Below are 13096 nucleotides of genomic sequence, written 5' to 3'. Positions count from 1 at the left end.
ACTCCTAAAATATAAATTTAAATGTGTAAATTTTTAAATAATATTTAAATAATCAAAAACTTCTTCCAAACTGGAAACAAACTTAACATCTATATTGTCCTTAACTTCTTCTGGGAGCTTAGAATAATCTTTTTTATTGTCTTTGGGCAAAATAACCTTGCTTATGCCGTTTCTATAGGCTGCTAAAACCTTTTCTTTAATGCCACCCACAGGGAGAACAAAGCCCTTTAAAGTCACCTCACCAGTCATTGCAAGATCCAAAGGAACTTTCTTATCAGAGAGTATTGAAGCAATTGCTGTTGCAATGGTAATACCTGCAGAAGGCCCATCTTTTGGCGTTGCTCCTTCTGGAAAATGTAAATGAATTTCAGGACTTTCCTTTACATCAAAATTAAGCTTAGAAGAATAGGTTTTAACTATAGAATATGCAAGCTGTGCACTCTCTTTCATAATAGCACCAAGACTGCCTGTTAGAATAATGTCTCCCTTTTTCTCAAACTTAGTTGCCTCAACAGGAAGAACTGTACCACCATAATTTGTCCAAGCAAGCCCATAAACAAATCCTGAAGAATCAATCTTAATTAAATCCAAATTATACTCAGTATCAACATAATTATAATAATTATTAATATTAATTATTTTATAAATACCTGGAATATCAGGATCATGAGTAAAAAGCGAATTATTTCCATGTATCAAAGAACTTGGTGAATAAAAATTGCCTTTGATGATTTGATCTTTAGAATACTTATAAAGCAACTCCCTTACAAGTTTTCTAATCAAATTAGTTAAAACTCTCTTTAGTCCCCTTACACCAGATTCCATAGTATAGTTTCTAATTAAATTAAAAATAACATCATCTTCTATTCTTATATAAACTTTGTCTAAAAAACTCTCTTTAATTATGCTTGGAATCAGAAAAATCTTAGCAATCTCTAATTTTTCAATATAAGAATACCCCTCAACTTTAATTATTTCCATTCTATCCAAAAGCGGCTTTGACATGCCATTAAGGGAATTGGCTGTTGTAACAAATAAAACATTAGAAAGATCATAAGGAATTTCTAAATAATGGTCTATAAATTTATAGTTTTGCTCGGGATCTAAAACTTCCAAAAGGGCAGATTCGGGATTTCCCTTATAGCTACTATTAATTTTATCTATTTCATCAAGAAGAATAACGGGATTTGATTTACCCGCTCTTTTCATTGCACTAATAAAAACACCTGGAAGAGAGCCAACATAAGTTCTTCTGTGTCCCCTAATCTCTGCCTCATCTCTTAAGCCACCAAGAGATATTTTAACAAATTCCCTAGACAGTGATCTTGCAACAGATTCCACAAGAGATGTTTTGCCAATACCAGGAGGCCCTACAAGACATAAAATAGGGGCTTTAACCTTAGAATTAATTTGATAAACAGCTAAAAAATTTATTATCTTTTCTTTTGCTTCATCCATACCATAATGAGAATTTCTTAAGATAAACTCAATCTCGCTTAAATGATTTTTCATAACAGTATTTTCATTCCACGGAAGATCTAATATTAATTCTATATAACTTCTAATAATATTAGCATCAGGAGAATTCATCTGCATTTTAGACAATCTAGAAATTTCTTTTTCAATCTTAGATTTAACATCTTCTGGAATGTCTTTAGAATTTAATCTGTCAATATAATCGTTTTCATCTTTGCCTAATCTTTTTTGTATCTCTTTAACTTGTTCAGAAAGAAAATAATCCCTTTGTCCCTTATCCAACTTGGCTCTAACTTTAGAATTAATATCTTTTTTAAGATCTAAAAGGTCAATTTCAATGTTCAAATTAACAATTAACTTTTCTATTCTGGTTTTAACATTTAGCTCTTGCAAAAGCTCTAATTTTATGCTATTTTCCAAGTTTGAATTAGAAGCCATAATATCGACAAGTTTGCTTGGATTCTCAAAATAATTAATTGGCTCATTGTCAGTATCATAAGATTTTAAAGATAGGGAATTTCTGTAAGTTTCATAAGTTTCTTTTAAAAATTTAGAGTAGGTAAAAAGTTCTCTATTTAATCCACCAGCATCAGGCACAAAAGTAACTTTGGCTCTCAAATAATCATTTTTTTTTGAAACACTGCCTATAAGAACCCTACTTTGACACTCAACCAAAACTTTTACTACGTCTTTGCTGACCTTTATAACTTGGATAAGTTTAGAATAAGTGCCCACAGAGCATAAGTTTTTAACTCCTCCCTTATCAGATTCATCATAATTAGACTCATTTGGATAAGCAAATAAAATCAATCTTTCCTCTAACATGGATTGCGCTATGGAATTAATTACATATTCATTATCAAAAGTTACCCACAATGTCATATTGGGGAAAAGAACATTTTCTTTTAAAATAACAATCGGAAGATCTTCTTTTTTATTTTTTATCATATTTAAGATTGATTTCATATAACTCTTTTGCCCAAGGTTTTTTAATTGCATTTCCCACCAAAATTAATGGATTAACATCTGCATTTAAAACAGATTCTTTTGTAACAACAACCTTCTTAGCCTTACTAATCGAAGGAACCTCAAACATAACATCTTTAAGAAGACCCTCTAAAATAGATCTAAGACCTCTTGCTCCAGTATTTTTTAAAATGGCTTCATCTACAATTGATTCTAAAGCATCTTTTTCAAATACCAATTCAACATTGTCCATTTTAAACATATGATAATACTGCTTAACAATAGAATTTTGGGGATCAACCAATATTCTCAACAAATCTTCTTTATTTAACTTTTCAAGATACGAATGCACAGGAAGTCTGCCAACAAACTCTGGTATTAAGCCAAATTTAATCAAATCTTCCATTTCCAAATACTTTAATGAAGTATCTTCTCTTATATTCTTTTTTTCAATTGCTGAAAACCCAATAGAACTTTTATTTATTCGGTTCTTAACAATATTTTCAAGCCCAACAAAAGCACCACCACATATAAAGAGTATATTTTGAGTATTAATTTCAATAGTATCCTCATAAGGATGCTTTCTACCACCTCTTGGGGGAACATTGGCAATGGTGCCTTCAATTATCTTTAACAAAGCCTGTTGAACCCCTTCTCCAGAAACATCTCTTGTTATTGAGACATTTTCATTTTTTTTAGCAATTTTATCTATCTCGTCTATATAAATAATCCCTTTCTCAGCTAAGCTAACATCCCCATGAGCAGCATGTATCAATTTAAGCAAAATATTTTCTACATCTTCACCAACATATCCGGCTTCCGTTAAAGTTGTAGCATCTGCTATTGCAAATGGTACATTCATCTCTGCAGCCAGCGTTTTTGCAAGCAAAGTTTTACCGCTGCCCGTAGGACCAACCAAAAGTATGTTAGATTTTTCAATCTCAATACCATCATCATATTTATTATTTTTCAATATTCTCTTATAATGATTATAAACAGCCACGGATAAGACTTTTTTTGCATCTTCTTGCCCAATAACATGCATGTCTAAATGATCTTTAAGCTGTTTGGGAGTTGGCAAACTGTTGGACTTTGAATCTAACGGCTTACACAACTTTTCTTTAAAAAGATTGTGACATATTTTAGAACATTCCGGACAAATCGCTACTCCATTAGATATAACAACATTGCCGCCAAGCTCAGCGACACTAAGTCCACAAAAAGAACACTCTTTTACTTTTTGACCTTTTACTCTTGCCATAAAAACTTTTACCGAAAATAAAACTACTCCCTTGCTAAGATACTATCTATAAGACCATATTTAAGAGCATCGCTTGACGTCATAAAATAATCTCTTTCCATATCAAGGGCCAGTTTTTCCTTATCAACACCTATCTGATTAGACATAATATCTATTATTAATTTTTTAAGTCTTAAAATTTCATTAGCCTGTATATTAATATCACTAGCCTGACCACTTATTCCACCCCAAGGCTGGTGAATCATTATTCTAGAATAAGCTAAAGATTCTCTTTTACCCTTAGCACCACCAGCAAGCAAAAAAGCTCCCATTGAAGCAGCTTGCCCAATACAAATTGTCCTTACATCAGGCTTTATATATTGCATAGTATCATAAATCGCAAGACCTGCAGTAATACTTCCTCCTGGAGAATTCAAATAAAGATAAATGTCTTTGTTTGAATCTTCTGATTCTAAAAACAAAAGTTGAGCAATAACAATATCTGCCTTGGGATCATTAATCTCACCACTCAAAAATATTATACGCTCTCTAAGCAATCTTGAATATATATCAAATACCCTCTCATAATTTCCCGTACTCTCTATTACAGTGGGTATTAAATTATGCATAAACTCCATTTTTTTTACTCACAAATTTTATAATTAACAAAATCTTTAAAAGAAATTTTTCTGCCCCTTACCTCTTTAAGATTTTCCAAAATTTTTTTCTTAGCTCTTTTCCTTTTGATATCATCCTTTAAATAAGAAATCAGATTTTGATCTTCATAAAATTTTTTAATCTCCTCATAACTTACGTCTAAATTCTCAGACTGTCTGACCATTTCATCCTCAACATCGCTCTCAGTAACTTTAATTGGATCTAAATCTACCATTTTCTGAATTATCAACTTAGATTTCAAATTTCTAAGAATCTCATCTTTTAAATTATCACTACCAACATATCCTGAAGAATAGAACATACTTTTAAAGTCTTCAAGGCTCATATTATTTTTATTTTGCCTTTTGGAATCCCTAAAGGCAATTTCAATTTCAGCCTCAATCATTGAATTCGGAATATCTATTTCTAATTTTTCAGAAACAGCAGAAAAAAATTTATTTAGCTTTAAAGTTTCTTTTTTTTCTTCAACAATGTTTAAAAGACTAGATCTTATAAAATTTTTAAGATCATCTAGTGTATTATATTTATCACTAATATCCTGTGCAAATTCATCATCTATTAAAGGGAGATCTCTTTTTTTAATGCTCTTAATCTTAATCTTCAATTTTCTTAAAGAACCTGCAAGTTCTTCAAATTTGTAATCTGCAATATAAGACTTTTCTATAACTCTCTCTTCATTTATGCTCATACCAATTACATCTTTGTCAAAATCATAATAGGTCTCAGATTTTCCAACCGTAAAAACAAAGTCTTGTCTTTTTGTTGATACTATCTCATTTAAAAGGCCATCAAGCTCAACAAAATCTACTTTAACAATGCTATCTTTCTTGACAACGCCTTGCTCATCTTCAATGATAATTGCATTTTCTATTTGAAGATTCTTAATCTCATCATCAATATCAGAATCATCAATAAAAACTTCTGGAACTTCCACTTTAACATCAATCGCATCAAAACTTGGAATTTTAAATTTAGGATAAGTTTCATATACAAAAGTAAATTCAAAATCTTTATCAAGATTTAATCTTAAATTTTTTTCCTTTATAGTAGGAGTAGCATAGCTTAAAGGCATTTTTGTTTCTTCTTTGAAAAATTCTTTAAGAGAATTGTTAATCACTTCTTCTAAAACAGTAGCTCTTAGCCCCTCAGAATATTTATTTTCAATAATATTAATGGGAACTTTTCCAATTCTAAAACCTTGAATCTTAAGTCGGGAAGAATAATCTTGCAATAATGAATTATATTTTTCCTGAACAACACTTTTTGAAACTTTAATGACAACCTCAACTTTTGAACCTGGAAGAAGCTTAATATCTTTACTCAAAATCACTGCTAATGCCCCAATTAAACCTTATTGATAATTATTAAAAAGCGAAAGACGGGATTTGAACCCGCGACTTCCACCTTGGCAAGGTGACACTCTACCCCTGAGTTACTTTCGCAATTTTACAGAAGGTGGGAGTCGAACCCACACGCCAAAGGCACTAGATCCTAAGTCTAGCGTGTCTGCCAATTCCACCACTCCTGCATACTTCATACTCAAACTAGTATACAAAAACTTAAAAGCTTTTGCAAGTATGCTCAATCTACTAAGTAAATAATAATTTCGCACTCAGCAGGAGTCGAACCTGCAACCTTCGGATTCGAAGTCCGCCGCTCTATCCAGTTGAGCTATGAATGCAGTTGAAAATAAAAATGATTAAAGGGTGATTGACGGGGCTTGAACCCGCGACATTCGGAACCACAACCCGACGCTCTACCAACTGAGCTACAACCACCAATAACTAGTGACTATGATTATTATAATATTTTATAAAATATTTAATATTTAAGTCAACAAAAAATAAAAATAATAAAAACCATAGGTCTTTTATTAAAAAATTTATAATAAAACACTAAATTTTCTAAAACTAAAATTTTTGAAATCTTTCTAAGCTTTTTTTCAAAAAATCATAAACTCTAATGGTTGAAGAAATATTCACTCTTTCTCTAGTAGTATGAGGCCATTTAATCCAAGGTCCAAGAGTAACAGATTCTATACCCCCCAACCTAGAAGATATTATGCCTGTTTCAAGCCCTGCATGTATTAAGGAAACATTAGCAGATTCAAGATACATCTCTTTGTATACGTCTTGAAGATGCTTTAAAAGATTGCTATTCTTATCGGGCTTCCAAGAAGGATCGTCATAAATTACACGCAAATTAGATCCTGATAAATCACTTATTGATTGTAAATGATTGCAAACATAATCTTTGTCTGAATCTAACAAAGATCTTATTAAAAAAGTAAAAATATAATCGTCTTGCATTTTTAAAAGACTTGAAAAATTTAAAGAGGTTTTTATAAGCTTATTTTCATAATTTTCTACTTTTTGAACTCCATGTAAAAATCCCATTCCCATATTCAAAAACTTATTTTTACTATCTTCATCAAGAACTTTAACTGATGAAAATTCTCTTTTATTAACAATAATATCAAATTCATCTTCAAGAGAATATACACTTTTAACTTTAAGTACGAAAAGTTTAAGCTCTTTATTTAATAAATCATAATCAATATCATCTATAAAGATTAAAGCCTTGGCTTCATTTGGAATTGCATTACTACTGTTTCCACCAAAAATACCTTCGATTTCAAAATTAATATTTGCTTTAATTTCAAAAAGAGCAAAAAACATTAATTTTAAAGAATTTGCCAAATCTAAATGAATATCTGCTCCAGAATGGCCACCTTTAAGCCCTTTAAACAAAATCTCTACCTTTGTTTTTTTCGTTACAAGGCTATACTTAGGAGAAAAAACAATCTCAATAAATCTTGATCCCGCACAACCAACTAAAAAATAACCTTCTTCCTCTCCATCAAGATTAATAAGGCTTTTACCACTACATAAATTAGGATCAAGACCAAGAGCACCTATTAAACCTATTTCTTCATCAACCGTAAATAGAAGTTCCAAATCGGGATGAGGAAAACTATTGGCTTCACTCATAATCCCCAGCATCATAGCTACTCCAATCCCATTATCAGCTCCAAGAGTAGTCCCTACTCCCTTAAGATATCCATCCTCTTCAACAATTTCAATTGGGTCTGTTTCAAAATCATGCAAACTGGATTCATTTTTTTCACAAACCATATCAACATGAGATTGTAAAATAACAGGAGGCATATCAATTTTATTATTTGACTTTATCTGCACCACAATATTCCCAACACTGTCTTCCTTAAAAGGGTAACCAAATTTTTTGGCCCTCTGCTTAATAAAATTAATAATTCCTTTAACATTTTTTGAACATCTTGGAATTTTTGAGATCTCTTTAAAAAAATCAATTACAATGCTCATAATAACTTTCCTTTGATTATATTAAATCCATAAATATACTTAGATTTAATTCATAATTAATCATATAATATACTAAATTAATCTTTAAATTCATTCAATGAATTTAATAATGCTAGTTAAGCTTTTCAACAAAATCTGCATAATAATTAAAATTTAAAAATTCTTTAGGAATTTCTGAAATAAATCTTGAGGGCACCTGATCAAAAATTTGCCTATCTTTTTTCCGCTTATTAGCCATGGTAATAACAAGAGAATCTTTTGCACGAGTTAATGCAACATAAAAAACTCGTCTCTCTTCTTCCAGGTCAAACTCACTATCTTCAATGATTCTATGATGAGGAATAATATTGTCTTCAACGGCAATAAAAAATACATAATCAAATTCTAACCCTTTAGCAGAATGCACTGTCATTAAATTAATATTAATATTTTCAGACTCCTCATTTGCTTCGTTAGATTGAAGAACTATGTAATTTAAAAAACTGCTTAAATCTCCCAATTCACCAAGTTGTTTGGATTCCCAATTTTTAATTATGCTTAAAAAGCCTTCTATATTTTGATATTTATATTCAGCCACTTTAATTGAATTGGGATTCTCATTAACTAAAAATCCCCAATATTCAATGCTTTCTATCATTTCTTTGATTATACTAGAATAAGTATTTTTTGTTATACTAAATTTATATTGATACTCTTCAATAAAAGATACAAAATCTTCTATGCTTTCAATGACTTGCTTATTTAAAGCTTTGTCATAACTAGAAATGTTTGTAAAAGAAAAAGTAATGTCACAAAGAGCCTCATAAATGCAACAACCTTTCTTGTCTGCTATATCTCTAATTTTTTTCAAATATTCCTTACCAATCCCTCTTCTTGGAACATTAATGATTCTAAGCAAATCATAATCACTTTTAGGATTTATTATTACATTTAAATAAGAAATAATATCTTTTATTTCTTTTCTCTGGAAAAAAGATGTTCCCCCCGAAACTTTATATTTTATGCCTTGTCTTCTAAAAATCATCTCAACGTTTTTAAAAAGAGCATTGGTTCTCATAAGAACCCCTATCTTTTTAGACTTAAAACCTTCCAGCCTTGAAAGCTGTATGATTTGACTCGCAACAAACTCAGATTCTTGAATTTCATCCTCAAATATGAAAAAATCTATAACTTTGTTACACATCTTTGAAGACCACAAAGTCTTTTCTTTTCTATTTTTATTATTTAAAATCACAGAATTGGCAACATCTAAAATATTTTTTGCAGAACGATAGTTTTGTTCAAGCTTTATTTCTTTAACATTGTAATCTTTTTCAAATTGCAACATATTGTTATAATTAGCCCCACGCCAAGAATATATCGATTGATCATCATCCCCAACACAACACAAATTATTATGATTTATTAAAAGACGAATAAAATTATATTGAATCAAAGAAGTATCTTGAAACTCGTCAATCAAAACATATTTATATCTTTTAGAATATTTATTTCTAATATCAGAATTACTACTTAATAATTCTTTTGGTTTTAAAATCAAATCGTCAAAATCAAAAGAATTATAAAGCCTTAATCGCTCTTCATAAAGCTTGAAAATGTTTATATCTTCTTCCTTTAAATCATTAAGGGTAAGAATACCGTTTTTTAAAAGCGAAATAACATTACTAAGTGAATTAAAAGAAACTTTTTTATTAAAAAGACCTTCATCAAGCAAAATCTCTTTAAGAAGAGAGATTCTATCATTTTCATCGTAAATGCTGAAGTTTTTTCTATATCCTAACAATTTATAATTTTCTTTTAAAAAGAAAAGCCCAAAAGCATGAAAAGTTGAAACCATCAGATTGCTAAGAGGACTTTTTAAAATTTTTTTAATTCTGTCTTTCATTTCATTAGCAGCCTTGTTGGTAAAAGTCAAGGCTAAAATTTCCTTCTGAGCAATGCCTTTTAAAAGTAAATACGCTATTCTGTGAGTAACAACCCTTGTTTTTCCACTACCAGCACCAGCAATAATTAAAAGAGCCCCTTCAATAGTAGTAACTGCTTCATATTGAAATTGATTGAGAGAATTTTTAAAAAAATCATCATTAGACAAAATTAAAAAACCTTTGTTCCGTCTGGATATTCCACAATAACTTTAAAATTTTCAGGAAAAGCAAAAATCTTTCGCGACTTAGATTGATCAAAATCTTTAGCTAAAATTGGAATACGATACTTATTTAATGTATTAACGGCAAACTCTGAATTTTCAAGCCCTACCTTAACCGATCCTTTTGCCATAAAATTAGTTCCCCCAAAAAGCTTGGCCTTAAGATTGCCTTTACTAGCCCCATTTTCTAACATTGCATTTATTAACATGGGAATAGCATAAACCCCATATCTTCCCCTTTGGTCAGGAGATATCTCAAGATCTGACTTAACTAGAACATAATGATTCATTCCAATTAAATTGTTTGATTCATCGCAAAGCACAACAGCAACACAAGAACCAAGAATTGTAGAAATAACTCTTTTATTTGAAACAAAAGCTTCACCAGGAACTATTATCGTAACATCGCGTTTTAATTTAAAATTAAAATGGTTTAACATAAAATTAATAGCCTCTTGAAAAAAAATTTATAAAACTCTTATAAAGACCTTGCCAAAACCCTAATTTATTCACTTTATCACTAAACAAAGCAACATCTCCTAATTTTTCATTTTCTAAAAAAATCATAGCCCTCCCAACAGGCATATCTCCACTAAGTGGAGCAACCAACTTATCAACAGTATAACTTATATTAATTTTATCAAATTCATCTTTAGTTAAAATATAATAAAAAGGCTCTTTAGAAAAAAGAGCAACTGTATCTACTGTACCATTATAGACTTTTTCTTTTAATTTTACTATTAAAGGAAATTTTGAATATTGATTAAATCCATATTCAAATAAATTTTTTGCAATAGAAGCTCTAATCTTCTCCCCAAATCCATTAATTCCTTTTTCAACCCCCAACACAACTGCTATCAATCTTATCTCGCCCTTTTTAGCAGTAGCAATAAGATTCAAGCCTGATTCCTTAATATATCCCGTTTTAATACCATCTGAATAAGGATAATCATGTATTAATAAATTGGCATTTCTTTGTTTTAAGTTTAAAAATTTTGATGATAAAGCAGTTCCTAAATTTTTACTCTTTGGATAAACAAAATACTTTAAAGAATGAATATTAAGCATAAATTTAAATTTTTCTACATAAGATTTTACAAAAAAAGCCATATCTAGTGCTGTAATTTTATTCTCACTGCTATATCCAGAAGGTTCAACAAAATGCATATTTAAAAGTCCTAAATTTAAAACATTAATATTCATCAAACTAACAAAACTATTTAAATTGCCTACTACAAACTCAGCAATTGCAATAGAAGCATCATTGCCTGAAGAAATTGAAAGCCCCTTTAAAATCTCTTCAAAATTAACAATTTGACCTTTTTCCAAAAACATTAAAGAAGAATTGGGAGGCGCATTATAATATGAAGCAGAATCGCTAATAGGAACTATGCTTTTTAATTTTATATTTCGCTTTTCAGCTTCAATTAAAGCTGTATAAATTGTAACAATCTTTGTAAGCGATGCTGGAGGAAAAACCAAATTGGGCTTCTTAGAATAAAGTATTCGTTTAGTATCAAAATCCATTAAAACTATTGATTTTGCATACTTTGATAATTTATTAATCTCAGCCAAATTAACTGCAAAAAGATCATAATATAGCGGGGAAAAAATTAAAAATAAAGTTAATAAAAATTTTACAATAACACAGATACTATTCATGTTGTAATATTAAAATAATATATTATTTATTAATTGTTAATTACAATACAATTAAAAAGGAGCCATTTTTATGAATTCTTATGATTTTATAACAGCTTTGGTCCCAATAATCCTAATAATTATTGGACTTGGCATAATAAAAAAGCCAGCTTACTATGTAATACCCATATCATTAATAGCCACTGTTTCTATAGTTATATTTTATAAAAACTTGGGAATAGTAAACACAAGCCTTGCAATGCTTGAAGGCGCCTTAATGGGGATATGGCCAATAGCAACTGTGATTATTGCTGCCATATTTACATACAAAATGTCAGAAGATCAAAAAGACATAGAAACTATTAAAAATATTTTATCAAACGTATCTTCTGATAGAAGAATTATAGTCTTGCTAGTAGCATGGGGATTTGGAAACTTTTTAGAAGGAGTTGCTGGATATGGAACTGCTGTTGCAATCCCAGTGTCAATATTAATAGCAATGGGATTTGAACCATTTTTTGCTTGCTTAATCTGCTTAATAATGAATACCTCATCAACAGCCTATGGATCTGTGGGGATCCCTATAACATCTTTAGCTCAAGCAACTAACTTGGATGTTAACATTGTTTCATCTGAGATTGCATTCCAACTAATACTTCCAACCTTAACAATACCTTTTGTGCTGGTAATTCTTACAGGGGGAGGCATTAAAGGATTAAAAGGGATATTCCTTCTTACTCTACTCTCAGGAATGTCAATGGCAATATCTCAAGTATTTATATCAAAAACTTTGGGTCCAGAACTTCCTGCAATCCTTGGAAGTATTCTTTCTATGACAATAACAATAGTTTATGCAAAGTTTTTTGGAAATAAAGAAACTGCTGAGCACCAAATCAAAAGCACAATATCCTTATCAAAAGGAATTATTGCATGCTCGCCCTATATTTTAATAGTAACATTTATAGTGCTTGTATCTCCTCTTTTTAACAAAATTCACGAATACCTAAAAACCTTTCAAAGCACTATTAGCATTTATCCAGAAGCAAATCCCCTACACTTTAAATGGATTATCTCACCGGGATTCTTGATAGTACTTGCAACAATAATATCCTATTCAATACGAGGAGTTCCAATATTAAAACAGCTAAAAATATTTATGCTAACCTTGAAAAAAATGGCATTATCTTCATTTATAATCATTTGCATTGTTGCAATATCAAGATTAATGACACATAGCGGAATGATAAGAGATCTTGCTAATGGAATCTCAATAATAACAGGTACATTTGGACCATTATTTAGCCCGCTAATTGGAGCTATTGGGACATTTTTAACAGGAAGTGACACGGTTTCAAATGTTCTTTTTGGACCCTTGCAAACACAAATGGCAGAAAATATTGGGGCAAATCCTTACTGGCTTGCAGCAGCAAATACAACAGGAGCAACTGGAGGAAAAATGATTTCTCCCCAAAACATCACAATAGCAACAACAACTGCTGGATTAATTGGACAAGAAGGCAGGCTTTTATCAAAAACAATAATTTATGCTTTATGCTACATTTTAGCAACAGGATTGCTGGTTTATTTAGTATAAATTAATCATTTAAA

Annotated in this window: 9 protein-coding genes and 4 tRNA genes; 1 reads left to right on the top strand and 12 read right to left on the bottom strand. The window is 30.3% G+C overall.

Features of this window, described 5'->3' with window-relative positions:
- Positions 1-33 precede the first annotated feature (33 nt).
- From lon to BBIDN127_RS02995, 12 genes are all read right to left on the bottom strand, one after another.
- A complete protein-coding gene (gene lon / locus BBIDN127_RS03050) occupies positions 34-2424 on the bottom strand; it encodes an endopeptidase La (RefSeq protein WP_094248974.1) in 2391 nt (796 codons plus the stop codon).
- Positions 2411-3703 (bottom strand): ATP-dependent protease ATP-binding subunit ClpX, encoded by a 1293-nt coding sequence (gene clpX, locus BBIDN127_RS03045; RefSeq protein WP_014023827.1) that lies wholly within the window; start codon positions 3701-3703, stop codon positions 2411-2413. Before clpX ends, lon begins: the two co-directional genes overlap by 14 nt.
- A gap of 23 nt (positions 3704-3726) precedes the next feature.
- Positions 3727-4311: an ATP-dependent Clp endopeptidase proteolytic subunit ClpP gene (clpP, locus tag BBIDN127_RS03040; protein WP_014023826.1), complete on the bottom strand. Its 585-nt coding sequence runs from the start codon at positions 4309-4311 to the stop codon at positions 3727-3729.
- A 14-nt stretch (positions 4312-4325) separates the two neighbouring features.
- Entirely contained in the window at positions 4326-5690 is a 1365-nt protein-coding gene (tig, locus tag BBIDN127_RS03035; RefSeq protein WP_014023825.1) for a trigger factor, read from the bottom strand.
- Positions 5691-5730: 40 nt separating this feature from the next.
- Positions 5731-5802: transfer RNA gene (locus BBIDN127_RS03030), tRNA-Gly, on the bottom strand.
- 5 nt (positions 5803-5807) lie between these two features.
- Positions 5808-5888, bottom strand: a tRNA-Leu gene (locus BBIDN127_RS03025).
- 79 nt (positions 5889-5967) lie between these two features.
- A tRNA-Arg gene (locus BBIDN127_RS03020) sits at positions 5968-6041 on the bottom strand.
- Between the two features lie 24 nt (positions 6042-6065).
- Positions 6066-6138: transfer RNA gene (locus BBIDN127_RS03015), tRNA-His, on the bottom strand.
- A 132-nt stretch (positions 6139-6270) separates the two neighbouring features.
- Positions 6271-7701: a beta-Ala-His dipeptidase gene (gene pepD, locus BBIDN127_RS03010; protein ID WP_014023824.1), complete on the bottom strand. Its 1431-nt coding sequence runs from the start codon at positions 7699-7701 to the stop codon at positions 6271-6273.
- Between the two features lie 112 nt (positions 7702-7813).
- Positions 7814-9793, bottom strand: a complete 1980-nt coding sequence (locus BBIDN127_RS03005; RefSeq protein ID WP_014023823.1) for an ATP-dependent helicase — start codon at positions 9791-9793, stop codon at positions 7814-7816.
- Positions 9794-9795: 2 nt separating this feature from the next.
- Positions 9796-10287, bottom strand: coding sequence for a chemoreceptor glutamine deamidase CheD (cheD, locus tag BBIDN127_RS03000; RefSeq protein WP_014023822.1), 492 nt, complete (start codon positions 10285-10287; stop codon positions 9796-9798).
- A 4-nt stretch (positions 10288-10291) separates the two neighbouring features.
- Positions 10292-11509, bottom strand: a complete 1218-nt coding sequence (locus BBIDN127_RS02995; RefSeq protein WP_014023821.1) for a D-alanyl-D-alanine carboxypeptidase family protein — start codon at positions 11507-11509, stop codon at positions 10292-10294.
- A gap of 70 nt (positions 11510-11579) precedes the next feature.
- Between BBIDN127_RS02995 and BBIDN127_RS02990 the strand changes: the two genes are divergently transcribed.
- On the top strand, positions 11580-13082 hold the full coding sequence (locus tag BBIDN127_RS02990; protein ID WP_014023820.1) for a lactate permease LctP family transporter: 1503 nt from the start codon (positions 11580-11582) through the stop codon (positions 13080-13082).
- The last annotated feature ends 14 nt before the right edge of the window (positions 13083-13096 follow it).

The sequence above is a fragment of the Borreliella bissettiae DN127 genome (assembly GCF_000222305.1).
Taxonomy (GTDB): Bacteria; Spirochaetota; Spirochaetia; order Borreliales; family Borreliaceae; genus Borreliella; species Borreliella carolinensis.
This window is presented reverse-complemented; position numbering and strand designations above follow the sequence as displayed.